The sequence below is a fragment of the Thermoanaerobacter sp. CM-CNRG TB177 genome, from assembly GCF_018588165.1.
Classification (GTDB): domain Bacteria; phylum Bacillota; class Thermoanaerobacteria; order Thermoanaerobacterales; family Thermoanaerobacteraceae; genus Thermoanaerobacter; species Thermoanaerobacter thermocopriae.
In genome coordinates, this window is the sequence record NZ_JAFCAC010000044.1 from 75,971 (window position 1) to 91,890 (window position 15,920).

The 15,920-nt window shown below is 34.4% G+C and carries 19 protein-coding genes, 1 tRNA gene and 1 other annotated feature (1 of these 21 cut by a window edge); of the genes, 15 read left to right on the plus strand and 5 right to left on the minus strand.

Going from position 1 to position 15,920, the window contains the following annotated elements:
- Positions 1-285, plus strand: a binding site (T-box leader); it begins 14 nt to the left of the window's first position.
- Between the two features lie 37 nt (positions 286-322).
- The 9 genes from trpE to bcp all read left to right on the plus strand — a co-directional run bounded on the left by trpE (position 323) and on the right by bcp (position 8,022).
- Positions 323-1,750 carry an anthranilate synthase component I gene (trpE, locus tag I4N53_RS03445; RefSeq protein WP_214495583.1) on the plus strand — a complete coding sequence of 476 codons (1,428 nt, stop codon included), beginning with the start codon at positions 323-325 and terminating at the stop codon, positions 1,748-1,750.
- A complete protein-coding gene (locus tag I4N53_RS03450) occupies positions 1,750-2,337 on the plus strand; it encodes an aminodeoxychorismate/anthranilate synthase component II (protein ID WP_214495584.1) in 588 nt (195 codons plus the stop codon). The genes trpE and I4N53_RS03450 overlap by 1 nt, the downstream gene beginning before the upstream one ends.
- Positions 2,318-3,334: an anthranilate phosphoribosyltransferase gene (gene trpD / locus I4N53_RS03455; protein ID WP_214495585.1), complete on the plus strand. Its 1,017-nt coding sequence runs from the start codon at positions 2,318-2,320 to the stop codon at positions 3,332-3,334. Before I4N53_RS03450 ends, trpD begins: the two co-directional genes overlap by 20 nt.
- Positions 3,334-4,116, plus strand: a complete 783-nt coding sequence (gene trpC, locus I4N53_RS03460) for an indole-3-glycerol phosphate synthase TrpC (protein WP_003869617.1) — start codon at positions 3,334-3,336, stop codon at positions 4,114-4,116. Before trpD ends, trpC begins: the two co-directional genes overlap by 1 nt.
- Before the next feature lies 1 nt (position 4,117).
- Positions 4,118-4,729: a phosphoribosylanthranilate isomerase gene (locus I4N53_RS03465; protein WP_003869616.1), complete on the plus strand. Its 612-nt coding sequence runs from the start codon at positions 4,118-4,120 to the stop codon at positions 4,727-4,729.
- On the plus strand, positions 4,726-5,901 hold the full coding sequence (gene trpB, locus I4N53_RS03470; RefSeq protein WP_004401447.1) for a tryptophan synthase subunit beta: 1,176 nt from the start codon (positions 4,726-4,728) through the stop codon (positions 5,899-5,901). The genes I4N53_RS03465 and trpB overlap by 4 nt, the downstream gene beginning before the upstream one ends.
- Positions 5,898-6,686, plus strand: a complete 789-nt coding sequence (gene trpA, locus I4N53_RS03475) for a tryptophan synthase subunit alpha (protein ID WP_004401448.1) — start codon at positions 5,898-5,900, stop codon at positions 6,684-6,686. The genes trpB and trpA overlap by 4 nt, the downstream gene beginning before the upstream one ends.
- An 11-nt stretch (positions 6,687-6,697) precedes the next feature.
- Positions 6,698-7,480, plus strand: a complete 783-nt coding sequence (gene aroF / locus I4N53_RS03480; protein ID WP_003869613.1) for a 3-deoxy-7-phosphoheptulonate synthase — start codon at positions 6,698-6,700, stop codon at positions 7,478-7,480.
- An 80-nt stretch (positions 7,481-7,560) separates the two neighbouring features.
- Positions 7,561-8,022, plus strand: coding sequence for a thioredoxin-dependent thiol peroxidase (gene bcp / locus I4N53_RS03485; protein WP_004401452.1), 462 nt, complete (start codon positions 7,561-7,563; stop codon positions 8,020-8,022).
- A 33-nt stretch (positions 8,023-8,055) separates the two neighbouring features.
- On the opposite strand, the gene I4N53_RS03490 is transcribed toward bcp, so the two are convergent.
- A complete protein-coding gene (locus tag I4N53_RS03490) occupies positions 8,056-9,237 on the minus strand; it encodes a PLP-dependent aspartate aminotransferase family protein (RefSeq protein ID WP_019907755.1) in 1,182 nt (393 codons plus the stop codon).
- A 220-nt stretch (positions 9,238-9,457) separates the two neighbouring features.
- On the opposite strand from I4N53_RS03490, the gene I4N53_RS03495 reads away from it, so the two are divergent.
- On the plus strand, positions 9,458-9,769 hold the full coding sequence (locus I4N53_RS03495; RefSeq protein WP_003869610.1) for a DUF5665 domain-containing protein: 312 nt from the start codon (positions 9,458-9,460) through the stop codon (positions 9,767-9,769).
- A 15-nt stretch (positions 9,770-9,784) separates the two neighbouring features.
- Entirely contained in the window at positions 9,785-10,405 is a 621-nt protein-coding gene (locus tag I4N53_RS03500; RefSeq protein ID WP_004401454.1) for a TraR/DksA C4-type zinc finger protein, read from the plus strand.
- Positions 10,406-10,428: 23 nt separating this feature from the next.
- Here the strand turns inward: I4N53_RS03500 and I4N53_RS03505 are convergent, their stop codons facing one another.
- The gene (locus I4N53_RS03505) at positions 10,429-10,845 is read right to left on the minus strand and encodes a secondary thiamine-phosphate synthase enzyme YjbQ (RefSeq protein ID WP_019907754.1); all 417 of its coding nucleotides are present in this window, start codon (positions 10,843-10,845) and stop codon (positions 10,429-10,431) included.
- A 191-nt stretch (positions 10,846-11,036) separates the two neighbouring features.
- On the opposite strand from I4N53_RS03505, the gene I4N53_RS03510 reads away from it, so the two are divergent.
- Positions 11,037-11,222, plus strand: a complete 186-nt coding sequence (locus I4N53_RS03510) for a PspC domain-containing protein (RefSeq protein ID WP_013150430.1) — start codon at positions 11,037-11,039, stop codon at positions 11,220-11,222.
- Between the two features lie 132 nt (positions 11,223-11,354).
- On the opposite strand, the gene I4N53_RS03515 is transcribed toward I4N53_RS03510, so the two are convergent.
- Positions 11,355-11,430: transfer RNA gene (locus I4N53_RS03515), tRNA-Trp, on the minus strand.
- Positions 11,431-11,607: 177 nt separating this feature from the next.
- Between I4N53_RS03515 and I4N53_RS03520 the strand changes: the two genes are divergently transcribed.
- Positions 11,608-12,876: a stalk domain-containing protein gene (locus I4N53_RS03520; protein WP_214495586.1), complete on the plus strand. Its 1,269-nt coding sequence runs from the start codon at positions 11,608-11,610 to the stop codon at positions 12,874-12,876.
- Between the two features lie 43 nt (positions 12,877-12,919).
- Here I4N53_RS03520 and I4N53_RS03525 read toward each other — a convergent pair whose 3' ends face one another.
- Both I4N53_RS03525 and I4N53_RS03530 read right to left on the minus strand, forming a co-directional pair.
- Entirely contained in the window at positions 12,920-13,888 is a 969-nt protein-coding gene (locus I4N53_RS03525; protein WP_012995406.1) for a sigma factor regulator N-terminal domain-containing protein, read from the minus strand.
- Entirely contained in the window at positions 13,889-14,353 is a 465-nt protein-coding gene (locus I4N53_RS03530; RefSeq protein WP_012995405.1) for an RNA polymerase sigma factor, read from the minus strand. It abuts the gene before it with no gap.
- Between the two features lie 261 nt (positions 14,354-14,614).
- Between I4N53_RS03530 and I4N53_RS03535 the strand changes: the two genes are divergently transcribed.
- Both I4N53_RS03535 and I4N53_RS03540 read left to right on the plus strand, forming a co-directional pair.
- Entirely contained in the window at positions 14,615-14,890 is a 276-nt protein-coding gene (locus I4N53_RS03535) for a hypothetical protein (protein ID WP_214495587.1), read from the plus strand.
- The gene (locus I4N53_RS03540; protein WP_214495588.1) at positions 14,890-15,645 is read left to right on the plus strand and encodes a sulfite exporter TauE/SafE family protein; all 756 of its coding nucleotides are present in this window, start codon (positions 14,890-14,892) and stop codon (positions 15,643-15,645) included. The genes I4N53_RS03535 and I4N53_RS03540 overlap by 1 nt, the downstream gene beginning before the upstream one ends.
- Positions 15,646-15,920: the final 275 nt, after the last annotated feature.

Genomic DNA, 15,920 nt, shown 5'->3' on the forward strand with positions numbered 1-15,920 from the left:
CGGGAAGAGTAGATATCAGCGTTTAGTTAAAGCGAGCTCGGGATGGTGGAAGCCGAGTACTGTAGCTGATATTGAATGGGCCCGGGAGGTGAGCTGCGAACTTTTAAGTAGCAGTCTCCGGTAGTCTACCGTTAAAAAGACAGGGTATCGAGGAATCTCCGTACCCGAAAGAGTGGTCCTGTGTGAAAAAGGTGGCACGAGCGAGCATTTCGCCCTTTTGGTGAAATGCTTTTTTTAGTAATACAGGACAAATTGGGTGGCACCGCGAGTCACTTCGCCCCAATGGGCGGAGTGACTTTTTTAATTTTCAGGAGGTGATAAAGTGGTAAACATTTCTAAAGAAGATTTTTGCGAACACAAGAAAAGAGGATATGTCTTTCCGGTCTATGTAGAAATAAACGGAGATGAATTGACCCCAATAAACATTTTTTATAGTCTTGAAGGCAAAAACAAATTTTTACTGGAAAGTGCAAATGGAGGCACTAACTGGGGCAGGTACTCTTTTATAGGAAAGGACCCTTATTTATTAATTTTAAGTTACAACAGAGATATAAAAATTATCACAGACAGAGAAGAGCATAAAAAAGGTATGGTGCTTGAAGAGATAAAAAATGTTTTACAGCTTATTTATAATCCTTTAGAACTTGATATTCCTTTTGTAGGGGGGGCTGTGGGTTATGTATCTTACGATACGATAAGACTTTATGAAAGACTGCCTGATAAAAACCCTGATGAAATAAATATACCGGACGTATACTTTATGTTTTATAAAAGTTTTATTTGCTATGACCACTTTAAACACAGGATTTATATTGTTTATAACGTATATCCTGATGAAGATGTAGAGTATGAGGAAGTTTTACAAGAGATTAACGGTCTTTTGCAAGAGATAAAATCAACTAACATAGAATTTCATGACCTTTCACCTCAAGAGGAAAAAGAAGTGAATTACAACTTTACAAAAGAGGAGTTTTGCCAAATTGTTAAAAAAGCAAAAGAATACATCGAAAAAGGAGACATATTTCAAGTAGTACTGTCACAAAGATTAAAAGCACGAGTTAATTCGCACCCTTTTGAGGTTTACAGAAGATTGAGGTCAAAAAATCCATCTCCATATCTATTTTATATCGACTTTGGTGATTTTCAGCTTCTTGGTTCTTCACCTGAAAGTCTTGTAAGTGTTTTTGGAGACAAAGTGACTACAAATCCAATAGCGGGCACAAGGCGAAGAGGAAAAGATGTAGAAGAAGATTTAAGACTTAAAGATGAACTTTTAAAGGATGAAAAGGAAAGGGCAGAGCATGTGATGTTAGTTGACCTTGGAAGAAACGATATAGGAAAAGTCAGTGAATTTGGAAGTGTAAAAATAGAGCGTTTTATGGAAGTAGATTTTTACTCTCATGTAATGCACATTGTATCAACTGTTTCAGGTAAGTTAAGAGAAGGACTTACGGCTTTTGATGCTCTTATAGCTTGTCTTCCTGCAGGTACAGTTTCTGGGGCACCAAAAATAAGGGCGATGGAAATAATAGACGAACTTGAAAATGTGAGGAGGTCTTTTTACGCAGGAGCTGTTGGATATTTTTCCTACAATGGCAATATGGATATGTGCATAGCAATAAGGACTATTCTCTTCAAGGAAGGTTATGCTTACCTTCAAGCGGGAGCAGGTATTGTATATGATTCAATTCCTGAGATGGAATATTACGAAACTTTAAATAAGGCAATGGCTCTTAAGGAGGTTCTTTGATGATTCTGATTATAGATAATTACGATTCCTTTACTTATAATCTTTATCAATATGTGGGAGAAATGAACCACAAAATATTTGTAATAAGAAATGATGAAGTGTCTGTTAAAGACATTGAAAAACTGAATCCCGAAAAAATTATATTATCCCCTGGACCGGGAAGGCCTGAAAATGCAGGCATATGCGTTGATGTCATTAAAAGTTTAGGGGACAAAATTCCGATATTAGGAATATGCCTTGGTCACCAAGCGATTGGATATGCATATGGTGCAAAAATTGTAAAAGCAAATAAGATAATGCATGGCAAAACTTCTCTCGTGTTTCACAAAGGAGAAGAGATATTTAAAGATATTAAAAATCCTATAGAGGCAATGAGATATCACTCTCTTGTTATAGATAGACAAACCCTTCCAAGAGATTTAGAAATTACAGCCTATACAGAGGAAGGAGTGATTATGGGAGTAAGGCATAAAATGTACCCTGTATATGGCTTACAGTTTCATCCAGAGTCTATTTTGACAGAGCAGGGGAAAGAAATTTTGAGAAATTTTTTGGAGGTGAGATACCATGTTACAAGAAGCTATTAAAAAAATTGTTTCAAAAGAAAGTCTTGAAGAAAAAGAAGCTTATGCTGTTATGAATGAAATTATGAGTGGGAACGCAACTCCTTCTTTAATAGGGGGTATATTAATAGGACTCCGATTAAAGGGGGAAAGTGTAGAAGAAATAACAGGCTTTGCAAAGGCGATGAGAGACAACGCCATAAAAGTAGAGCTTGCTTCGGACTACGTGATAGATACTTGTGGTACAGGTGGCGATGGTGGGAAGACATTCAATATTTCAACAGCGGTTGCTATAATTGCTTCAGCTGCAGGAGTAAAAGTTGCAAAACACGGCAATAGAGCTGTTTCCAGTAAAAGTGGAAGTGCAGATGTTTTGATGGAATTGGGATTTGACATTGAAATGGTGCCAGAAAAAACAAAAAGATTAATTGAAGAAAAAGGAATGGGATTTTTGTTCGCACCTAAATACCACGTTGCAATGAAAAACGTAGCAGGCATTAGAAAAGAGTTAGGCACAAGAACGGTATTTAATGTTTTAGGACCATTGACAAATCCCGCATTTGTAAAAGGACAGGTAGTAGGAGTTTACGATAAAGAATTAACTCATCCAATCGCTGAAGTACTTTTAAGATTGGGAATTGAAAAGGCTATGGTGGTCCACGGCTTTGATGGCCTTGATGAAATAACTACTACTTCTCCTACTTTTGTCAGTGAAGTAAAAGAAGGCAAAGTCATTGATTATGTGATAGACCCAGAGGATTACGGTATTCCTTATGCAAATCTTGAAGACTTAGAAGGCAAAGATGCAAAAGAGAATGCTCAAATAATTTTGAACATTTTAGAAGGGGGTAAGGGCCCAAAAAGAGATATAGTCGTTTTAAACGCAGCAGCGGCCTTATATATAGGAAAAGTTGTGGAAGATTTAAAAGAAGGAATAAAAGTCGCAAATTATCTAATAGATACGGGTTTAGCTCTTGATAAGCTTACAGAGATTTTGGAGTACCAAAGGAGGCTTAGTTGATGGTATTAGATGAGATTGTGAGACACAAAAAAAAGGAGGTGGAAGAGAAAAAAAGAATAAAGCCAGTAGAGGAACTAATTAACGAAATTAAAGGAGGCTATTCTGGCAATTTCAAGAAAGCACTTCAAAAAGAGGGTATATCAATTATTGGAGAGATAAAAAAAGCCTCTCCATCTAAAGGAATTATAAAAGAAGACTTTGATGCAGTAAAAATTGCAAAAGTGTATGAGAAAGTTGATATTGACGCTATTTCCGTTTTGACAGAGAAGGAATTTTTTAAAGGGGATGACAATTACATTAGTGAAGTAAAAAAAGTCACTTCAAAACCTATTTTGAGAAAAGATTTTATTGTGGATGAATACCAAATATATGAATCAAAAATTTTAGGAGCCGACGCAGTACTTCTCATTGTTTCCGTATTAGGGGATAACTTAAATACTTTCTATAATTTATCTAAAAGTGTAGGTTTAGATGCGCTTGTGGAAGTTCACGATAGACAGCAGCTTGCGATAGCATTAGAAGCTGAATGTGACATAATAGGTATAAATAACAGAGACCTTAAGACTTTTAATGTAGATATAAACACAACAGAAAATTTGATTAAATATATACCTCAAAGTACAATAATTGTTTCCGAAAGTGGAATAAAAATACCTGAAGATGTAAGGTATTTAGCTTCTTTGGGAGTAGATGCCGTATTAATTGGCGAGACTTTTATGAAAATTATAGATGATATTGACAAAATCACTGATTTTGTAAGGGAGGCAAAAGGAGGAGGATAAATTGGTAAAAGTAAAAATTTGCGGACTGAGAAGAAAAGAGGATATTGAATATGCCAATGAGCTAAAACCTGATTATGTAGGATTTGTCTTTGCAAAAAGCAAAAGACAAGTAGAGGTAGAACAGGCTTTATACCTCATAAGCCTTCTTGATAAAGAGATTAAAACAGTGGGAGTTTTTGTAAATGAACCAGTGGAAAATGCATTAAAGATAGCTCAAACACTAAATCTCGATGTTTTACAGTTTCACGGTGATGAAACACAGGATTATATAGATAATTTTAAAAATTTCACAGTGTGGAAGGCAATACGCATAAAAGACAAAGAAGATTTGGAAAAAACAAAAGAATTTAGAGTAAATAGTTTTGTATTTGACACTTTGACAAAAAACGAATACGGTGGTACAGGAAAAACATTTAATTGGGAAGTTTTAAAAGGATTTGAATTGAATGTTCCAATAATTTTGGCAGGAGGGCTAAACGAAAACAATGTAGAGGAAGCTATAAGAATAGTAAATCCCTATGCTGTTGACGTCTCCAGTGGCGTTGAGACAGAAGGTTATAAAGATTTTAAAAAAATGAAATCATTTATTGAAAAAGTGAGGGGTATTCGATGAGTGGAAGATTTGGACGTTTTGGAGGTCAGTATGTGCCAGAGACTGTGATGAATGCGCTTATAGAATTAGAGAGGGAATTTGAAAAAGCTAAACAGGATAAAGATTTCATGGAAGAATATAGGTATTACTTGAGGGAATATTCAGGAAGACCTACACCTTTGTATTATGCTGAGAATCTTACTAAAAGGCTTGGCGGGGCGAAAATTTATCTAAAGAGGGAAGACCTAAACCACACAGGAGCCCATAAAATAAACAACGTATTGGGACAGATTTTATTGGCAAAGCGGATGAATAAAAAGAGAGTTATAGCTGAGACAGGGGCAGGACAGCATGGAGTGGCAACTGCTACAGCTGCTGCAATGTTTGGAATGGAATGCGAAATATTCATGGGAGAAGAAGATATAAAAAGGCAATCTTTAAATGTCTTTAGAATGAAACTTTTAGGTGCAAAAGTAACACCAGTAAAATCAGGGACGGGAACCTTAAAAGATGCAGTAAATGAAGCAATAAGGGATTGGGTGACAAATATAAACGATACCTTTTATGTGATGGGTTCTGTTGTTGGGCCTCATCCTTATCCTACTATGGTGAGAGATTTTCAAAGAGTAATAGGGGATGAGGCAAAAGAGCAAATACTTCAAAAAGAAGGAAGACTTCCTGATTATGTGATTGCTTGTGTTGGCGGAGGCAGTAATGCCATGGGAATTTTCTATCCCTTCATTGAAGATAAAGAGGTAAAATTGATAGGCGTGGAGGCTGCAGGAAAAGGAATTGAGACAGGGAAACATGCAGCTACAATGGCAAAAGGTTCTGTAGGAGTATTGCACGGCATGATGACTTATCTTTTACAGGATGAAGAGGGGAGAATAATGCCAGTATACTCTATATCTGCAGGACTGGATTACCCGGGGGTAGGTCCAGAACATGCCTTTTTAAAAGAAAGTAATAGAGCTCAATATGTATATGCGACAGACGAAGAAGCATTGGCGGCTTTTATGGACTTATCTCAAACAGAAGGGATAATACCAGCTTTGGAAAGCGCTCACGCTTTGGCATATGCTATGAAACTGGCTCCAAATTTAAGGAAAGACAATATTATCATTGTAAATTTGTCAGGCAGAGGAGATAAAGACGTAAATACAGTTGCGAAAGTATTGGGGGTGGAGTTATGAATAGGATTGACAAAAAGTTTGAAGCCTTAAAAGGAGAAGGGCGCAAAGCCTTAATAACCTTTATAACAGCAGGAGACCCGGATATAGAGACGACTTATGATATAGTCTTGGCTTTGGAAGAAGCAGGAGCGGATATAATAGAACTGGGAATACCTTATTCTGATCCATTAGCTGATGGACCTACAATACAGGCTTCTTCACAAAGAGCTTTAAATAAAGGTGTAAAAATTCCTGATATAATGAAAATAGTAGAAAAAATAAGGTTAAAAAGTGATATCCCTCTGGTTTACCTTGTCTACTATAACTCTATATTCAAATATGGCATACAAAAATTTTTAAAAGAGTCAAAAGATGTAGGGATAGATGGGCTTATCATTCCAGACTTGCCTATTGAAGAGAGAAAAGATATTTCTGAAGAAGCAGATAAATACGATATTTATTTAATACCTTTAGTTGCCCCAACATCAAAAGAGAGGATAAAATTAATTACGCAAAACGGGAAAGGATTTGTATATTGCGTATCAATTACAGGTGTCACAGGAGCAAGAGAAGACATTGAAACTGACATTGAAGAATATATGAAAATGGTCTCTCAATACACCAATATGCCAAAGGCGATAGGGTTTGGCATATCTACTCCGGAGATGGCGAAAAAATTAAAAGATTTCAGTGATGGAATTATTGTAGGGAGTGCACTTGTAGAAAGAATTGCTAAAGGGTATAATAAATCTGAAATGTTACAGGAAGTTAAAAGTTTTGTATCCAGCTTAAAAGAAGTTTTATGAAGGTGATGAAAATGAACCTTAAAATAATTGGCGACAAAAATAACAAAATATCAATAAAAATTGGGAATATAACTATGGGTAAAGACAAACTTATAATAGCAGGACCCTGCGCTGTTGAGAATGAAGAAATGCTTGTAAAAACAGCAGAAATAGTTAAAAGCTGGGGCGCAAATGCTTTAAGAGGAGGAGCTTATAAGCCCCGCACCTCTCCTTATTCTTTTCAAGGTTTAGGGATTGATGGACTTAAAATGCTAAGAAATGTAGGCGATATGTTCAATTTGCCTGTTGTAACTGAAGTTTTGGATGTGAGGGATGTTGAAATTGTTGAAAGATATGCTGATGTTTTTCAAATAGGTTCAAGAAATATGCAGAATTTTTCACTTCTCAAAGAGGTAGGAAAAACCAAAAAGCCTGTTTTGTTAAAGCGGGGATTTTCAGCCACATATGAGGAGTGGCTTTATGCAGCGGAATATATTGCTATTGAAGGAAACGCCAACATCATCATGTGTGAAAGAGGTATAAGGACTTTTGAAACTTATACGCGAAATACTTTAGATATAGCTGCTATTCCAGTAATTCATGAACTTTCAAACTTGCCTATTATCGCAGATGTAAGCCATGGTACAGGGAAAAGAAGCTTAATCATACCGATGGCAAAAGCTGCAATAGCTGCTGGTGCAGACGGAATAATGGTAGAAATCCACCCTGAGCCCGATAAAGCTTTATCTGATGGAGAACAGTCCCTTGACTTTTCCCAATTTGAAGAATTGATGAGAGAGATAAAAAGCTATTGAATTTTTTAAAGAGAATAGATATAATTTAGATAAAGAATAATAATTATCTAAAGAAAATAATTTTAGAAAGTAGGGATAGCATGGTAGAGCTAAGTAAAAAGGCTCCTGACTTTACTTTAAATACCCATGATGGAAAACAAGTTTCCCTTTCAGATTTTTTAGGTAAAAAGGTTGTTTTATACTTTTATCCAAAAGATAACACTCCAGGTTGTACAAAAGAAGCTGTTTCTTTTAGAGATAACATAAAGTCAATAGAAGAGAAAAATGCTGTCGTAATAGGTATAAGTTTAGATGATGAAACTTCTCATAAGAAGTTTATTGAAAAATTCAATCTTCCTTTTATTCTTCTAAGTGACAAAGATGCGAAAGTGTCTACAGAATATGGGGTATACAAAGAGAAAAACATGTATGGCAAAAAGAAAGTGGGAATAGAAAGGTCAACTTTTATCATTGACTCTGAAGGAATTGTGAGAAAAATATTTAGAAGGGTAAAAGTAGATGGACACGTTGAAGAGGTATTAAAAGCGCTAGATGAAATATAAAAAAAGTTTAGGGAAAGCCCTAAACTTTTTTTCTTATATCTTGTCAAGAGCTTGCTTAAAGTCTTTTATAATATCTTCTATCTCCTCTATTCCAACAGAAACTCTTATAAGTCCTTCTGAAATTCCTAATGAGTTTAATTCTTCCTTGCTGAGAGACCTATGGGACGTGGATTTTGGATGAGTTATCATGGTTTGTACTCCTGCCAGTGAAGGAGCAAATTTAACAAGTTTAAGCCCTTGCATAAACTTATCTACTTCAGGTTCTCCACCTTCTATTTCAAAACTTAACATACCTCCAAATTCATCTTTAAACAACTTCTTTGAAACGCTGTAGTCAGGATGAGAAGGAAGTCCGGGATAATACACTTTTTTGACTTTTGGATGGCTTTCTAAGAATTTAGCCAGTTCCATTGCGTTTTTACAGTGTTCTCTCATTCTTAAGAATAGAGTTTTTGCTCCTCTTAAAACCAGCCATGCATCAAAGGGGCTCATTGAACCGCCGAAGTTTTGTGTGATTCTTTTTGTGCGGGAGATAAATTCTTTATTACCTGCTATAAGTCCGGCGATGACATCACTGTGGCCGTTAATGTATTTTGTTGCGCTGTGTATTACAGCATAGGCTCCTAATTCAATTGGTTTTATCAAATAAGGGGTTGTAAAAGTATTGTCAACAATCAATTTTATATTGTGCTTTTTTGCAATATTTGCAACTTCTACTACGTCAAAAACTCTTATTAGAGGATTTGTCATGATTTCCATGTATATCACTTTAGTGTTTGGTTTTATAGCTTTTTCAACAGCTTCTAAATCGGAGAAATCCACCAAAGTTACATCAATATTAAGTCTTTTAAATTCTGCATTAAAAAGACTGTTTGTACCACCGTATATATCTTTTGCGGCGATTATATGGTCTCCTGAATTTACTTCTGCCAACAAAGCTGAAGAAATTGCCGCCATTCCTGATGAACAAGACTGTCCTGCTTCCGCACCTTCTAAACTGGCAATTAATTCTTCCACTGCTGTTTGATTAGGATTTCCAAGTCTTGTGTACATATACCTTGAAGGATTACCACCAAGATAATCGTAAACTTCTTCCAACGTATCAAAAGTGAAAACAGAAGTTTGATAGATAGGAAGAGTTTTTGGCATTGGAGGAATTTCTTTATCTATGTAGTTTCCAGTATGTACTACTTTTGTTTTAAAACTTAAATCCATTTTATCAACTCCTACAATTTGTACTTTAAATTAATGATAATATGTGCAAAATTAAAAGTCAATAACACTTCACTTGAATTATATTTTGAGATAAACTATTATTAAATACAAGATTGATTTCATATTTTTTCTAATGAATAAATAAACGTTTATAAAGGCTTTATTTTACAGTAATAAAGAAAACTATACTGGAAAAATTAAATGTAAGGAGGAAAAAGTCTTGAATAAAGACGAATATAAAAACAATAATAATATTATGTTAACTGCAATAAAAAAGCAGTTGGACCAAATGTCAGAGATGATGGAGAAGATGAAAATTGCTGATTACGTCGAGCTTATGCAAAGCCCTTATAGGCTTTTGTGGTTAAACTTTATAGGTGGGGTAGCAAGAGGTTTTGGAATAGCAGTAGGTTTTACAATACTTGGTGCAATAGTTCTTTATATACTTCAAAAATTGGTGATGTTAAATTTACCTCTAATTGGCAGTATTATAGCGGATATAGTTAAGATTGTAAATCAAAAGTTATATTAAATAGGAGTTGGTATGATGGATAGTGAAAAGCTGGAACACTTTAGACAATTACTATTAAAAGAAAAGGGAAAGGTCTTAAGCACAATTAATCAAATGAATTACAATGATGGCATTGGCGGAATTGCACAGAGAGAGTATTATCAAGAACTTTCTCTTTTGGATAATCATCCGGCAGATTTTGCTTCTGAAGTTTATGAAGTAGAGAAAAATTATGCTCTCAAAGACAACGAAAAACATATTTTAAGGCAAATAGAAGATGCTTTTAAGAGGATGGAAATGGGTACTTACGGCATATGTACTCACTGCCATAAGCCAATTGAAGAAGAACGATTAGAAGCCCTTCCTTATACTGCTCTTTGTGCAGAATGCGCTAAAAATAATGATTTGAAATTAAAAGATTTAAGGAATTCAAGGCCGAATGAAGAGAGAATGATAAAATACCCCTTTGGATGGGGGTATAAGGATTTAAAAGAAGAAATTCAATTTGATGCAGAGGATTCTTATCAAGAGGTTGCACGATTTAATAAGACAAAAAGCGGTTTGGACAATTATGATGATGACTATGATGATGAAAATGCTGGTTATGTAGAGGAAACTGACAAGATAAGTAATGAAGATTATAAAAGGACTTTGTAAATCTCCGGGAAACTGGAGATTTTTTATTCACCTATAATTTTGACCAATACTCTCTTTTTCCTTTTTCCGTCAAATTCGCCGTAAAAGATTTGCTCCCATGGACCAAAATCTAATTTTCCATCTGTTATAGCTACTACAACTTCTCGACCCATTATTGTACGCTTTAAATGAGCGTCTGCATTATCTTCATAACTATTATGATAATATTGGTCATAGGGTTTTTCGGGGGCTAATTTTTCCAAGAAATTTTCAAAGTCCTTATGTAAGCCTGGTTCATCGTCATTTATAAAAACACTTGAGGTAATGTGCATTGCATTACATAAAAGAAGCCCTTCCTTGATTCCGCTTTCCCTAACGCATTCCTCTATAAGAGGTGTAATGTTTATAAATTCTCTTCTCTTTTTTGTTTCAAACCACAACTCTTTTCTATAGCTTTTCACGATGATACCTCCCACATTGATTATTTTTAATTATATTTTACCACAAATAAATTGTTTGCAAGAGTAATTATACTCTGGTATATTAATTTTAAGAGGAAGAGGTGTTGTAAAAAAGCCACAAAAAATTGACATTTGAGGGTCATATTAAGGTCGTATTAGAGAAGAAAATAAAAAATTAGGGAGTGTGTATAATGTCAAAAAAACTTTATCGTTCAAGAACACAAAGAATGATAGGAGGCGTATGTGGAGGAATAGCAGAGTATTTTAATATAGACCCAACAATTATAAGACTCATTTGGGCATTTCTAATAATATTTTGTGGAACTGGACTTTTAGCTTATTTAATTGCATGGATAATTATACCAGAAGAACCGTAAAATTAACGTTAAGATAAGTTTATTAGTTTTAAATTTCTGAATGGTAGCAATTTAGGAATAATAAAACCCCTCCCAACAACTTCGAATTTTTTGAGAGGGTTAGTTTGCCTGCAAACATTGATTTTTCAATAATGGCAGGGGAGACAGGAATCGAACCCGCAACCCACGGTTTTGGAGACCGTTGCTCTACCAATTGAGCTACTCCCCTGCGCGCTTTTTATTATAACATAGGAAACAAACCCTCGTCAATAATTTATGTCCTTTTTTTGTTGAATTATTCATAAGAAAGTTTTCTGATTTTCTGAGATTTAGTATAATTATTAAAGAGAAATATTGTTGTATAGTTTAATATTAGTCTTTAGAAAGTTCAGAGGTGATATATATAATGCTTAAAAAGTTATCTTTAATACTATTAGTTTTTGTAGCCTTTTCTATATTGATTCCTATTTCAGCACAAGCGGCAAATATAACAATTGCAATTAATGGACAAAATGTAGTTTTTGAACAAAAGCCTGTTATAAAAAACGGCACAACTTTAGTTCCTATGCGGGCATTTTTTGAAACATTAGGTGCTAAGGTAAACTGGGAAGAGAAGACTAAAACGGTTACAGCCTTTCGCGGCGAAACGACTGTACAATTTATAATTGGCCACAAAATTGCAAAAGTTAATGGAAAAAGTTATGAATTAGTAGTGGCGCCGCAAATTATAAATGGCTATACCTATGTGCCTTTAAGATTTGTTGGTGAGGCCCTTGGATATGAAGTAATATACGAAAATGGGCACATAATAATTGCTTCCGATCTAAAAGCGGCTGTAAGTTTAATAACTGCACCAAAAAATGCAATTGACGAAGCTAAGACCTTTTCATCTTCTCATATAACCAGTAAAAAAGATTTGTATCTTTTAATTAAAAATGCTCTTGAAAACAATGAAGATGAGATAACTTTTACACTTAGCAATTCTTTCTACAATTCTGTAAGAAGTAGTGGTACAGTTAATGATATATTAAACAGTATATCGGATATTGTAGATCTGGTATTGGCACATCATCCTGAAATTGGCTATGCCAATAAGTGGACTATTTCTGCAAATAGTTTTAACAATGTCATAAGTAAAGTAAGTATAAAATTTGAATATATATATCCTAAAGATAAATTGGAAAAAATGAAAGATGAAGTATATATTAAAGCTAAAGAAATTATTAGCCAAATAATAAAACCGGATATGTCTGATATAGATAAAGTCAAAGCAATTCACGACTACATTGTAAAGAATACTAAATATGATTATGAAAATTTGATAAATAACACTATACCACCAGAATCTTATACTGCTTATGGAGTTTTGATAAAAGGAGTAGGGGTGTGCCAAGGATATGCTGCAGCTTTTAATTTACTTGCTCAATTAGCTGGGATTGATAGCCTTGGAGTAGCTGGTACAGGTTTTAATTATAGTGGGTCTATGCCTCATGCTTGGAATATGATAAGAATTGACGGCAAAATCAGTTACGTAGATGTTACATGGGATGACCCTGTTCCAGATCAAGGGGATAATGTAAGATATGATTATTTCAATGTAACAGAGGAGCAGTTAGCAAAAGACCATAGCTGGGATAAAGAAAAATTTTTGGAAAAATATTTTGATTATAAGTAGTATATTACCTCTTTATGTAGGTGAAAAAATGTTAGTAAGAAATTTAATATGGTTCTGTTACTATTCCTAAAACTGCTCCTGTGATAATTGAATTAGAAGATAGTTTTTGCAAAGATTCGGGGGGGCCCACTACGACGACGCCGTAGTATTTTATCCCGTTTTCCTTTAAGAAATTCACTGTCCTTTTTAGATTAGTTGAAAAATAACTTTGTACATTGCTAAGTCGTTCCAGTTCTTTTAAAAATTCTTTTTTGCCATTAGGGCTATTAACATATGGGTTTCCAACCAATCTTTCTGCAAGATAGCTTCTTTGCTTATAATCTTTTTCTTCATAAACTAAAACGGCACCCCACATTAGCTTTAAATCCTCAGGTATAATAGTTTTAATTTCGCTGTGGGTTAAAGGTCTGTCAAAAGATAAAGCCATTTCAACGAGATTATCGTTAGGTATATTTTTTAGTACATCAAACTCTCTTATAACTTTATCGTATTTTACTGCGGGATTGTAAAATTTTAATTTTGGCACGGCATAAGGAGCAAGGTATTCTTTTGTACCTTCTGGTATGACAGTGGATATTTCTGTATATAAACTAGAGAGCTCATTAGAATTTGACTCTATAACACAAAAAGACTTGTCACCTTTAACTTGTTCTCCTCCCCAGATATCAAAATCAACTGTGACTATTCCGGCAGGATAAGGCTTATTTCCTATTAACCTTAAAAGATAATATTCTTTTTGCCGCCCGAATAGCCTGACATTATAACTTTCTCCTGAAATTGCGAAGGTATTAGGTTCTGTAAATTTAACAATACCCGGATAAAAGCTATCTATGCGGTTTTCTTGATTCTGCAGCATCATTTCGGGAATTATGATGGTTAATACAAAAACACCTATGGCGATAATTAAAGAAATTATTATTATGCGAAGTATGCTTTTAAAACGAGCTTTGCGCAAAAAAGCTTTTTCGTCAAAAGGTATATTGCTTATTGGCTTATTTAAATCTGATCCCATTTAACTTTTCTCCTCCTCTTTTAAATATTCTTTTAATTTTTTTCTTAGTCTCCATACCATTGTCTTTACTGTATTGGAATTAGTTTTTAAGTAAGAGGAAATTTCTTCATTTGACATTTCTAATATGAATTTAAGGTAAAAGAGTTTTTGCTCATTGAAAGTAAGCCTATTAACTGCTTTTTTTATTACTTCTTTATTTTCAATCTGTTGAAACTCTGAAAAGGTACTTTGAGGAAAGACATCTATAATAGAAACTGTCATATCTTTTTTGGTTTTGCGCAGATAATCAGTGTATTTGTTTCGCGCCGCAGTCAAAACATAAGCTTTTAATTTTCCTTCTTGAATGCCGTCTAAATTCAAGTATGTGGAAAGCAGAGCTTCTTGGGCAATGTCTTCAGCGTCAGCCTGTGGTACACCCAATTTAAGTAAATAATAGAATGCAGCTTTGTACAAATCCTGCCACATTAACCCCTCCTCCTTATGACTTTTCATTAATAAAGACGTTTGGGGGATGAAAAAGTAAACAAATTAAAAATATACAAAAATTCATTGTTATTTCGATTATAACTCAAAAAAGTTTGTTCTAAAGCTTTTTTCAAAAAAGCAGGAAGGATTTCATACTTTTATAGAGAACATAAATCTATTATCGGCATTTTTTAAAGACTGGGCATACCATTTTTAAGTTAGCTTTGTAATTCTAGATTTGAAAAGGAAAGTGTATAAGTATTGAAAGAATGTCAGAAACTTATAACAGAGAGAAGGTATAGCACATTTTTTGACACGACAAAAGAAATATCCGATGACTTTATAAAAGAAGTCCTTAAGGTAGCTGCTACAACGCCTATGGATGGTTTTAGTGAAGAAAAGATGAAAGAGTTTTTAGGTATAGATGTAGAAAAAATGGTGCCGATGATAGTAGCGATAGGTTACAAAGCCCCGGAGAAAAATTTGCTTCCAAGAGCTTATAGATTTAAATTTGACGAATTTGGAGAGATAATCTAATGAGTAATTACGTAATAATTTTAGTGGCTTCTATTTTAGCAGGAGCCACTAATGCTATAGCAGGAGGTGGCACTTTAATAACCTTTCCTGCCCTTGTATGGGTTGGAATAAATCCTCTATCTGCCAATATAACAAATACAGTTGCTCTGTGGACTGGTTCTGTCACAGGTGCATGGGGCTTTAAAGAAAGACCCGTTAAGACAAAGCATCTTTTGAAGATTTTAATATTTCCCTCGTTATTTGGAGGTATTTTAGGAGCATATCTTCTTATGATAACTCCTTACAAGGTTTTTAATTTTGTCGTACCTTTTTTGGTTTTATTTGCGACCATAATTTTAGCATTAAATGACAGAAGAAATAAATTTAATCTAAAGGAAGGAGAAGATATAAAGAAAAAATCACTAGTATTTGTTTTTATACTTCAATTTCTTACTTCTCTTTATGGAGGATATTTTGCAGCAGGTATTGGCATTTTAATGCTTGCCACTTTAGGCATAGCAGGTATTACTGATATACACACAGCAAATGGTATAAAAAACCTTCTTTCACTTTTTATAAATGTCACTTCCGGTTTAGTTTTACTCTTTAGTGGAAAAGTAGTATGGCCTTTTGCTTTTATTCTGATGATAGGATTTGCTTTAGGAGGATATTGGGGAGCAAAAGTATCACAAAGGTTTGACAATAAGAAAGTAAAGAATTTTGTAGTTTTATGGGGAATTGCATTGGCAATAGCGTTTTGGGTTATAGGAGTGTAGGAAAGTGGAATAGAGATATTAATGCTGCAAACAATATACTTAGTTTTTAGCCTACCTAAGAGGGATTGAAACTGGTAAAGGACTGGAGAAGTCCTAAGGAGCTGATCGTTTTTAGCCTACCTAAGAGGGATTGAAACTATCAATACCATCCCAACCTTTCAGCCACCCCATAGTTTTTAGCCTACCTAAGAGGGATTGAAACATATAAGAGAATTCGAGCTTGCTACATCCATCGTTAGTTTTTAGCCTACCTAAGAGGGATTGAAACCTGGAAA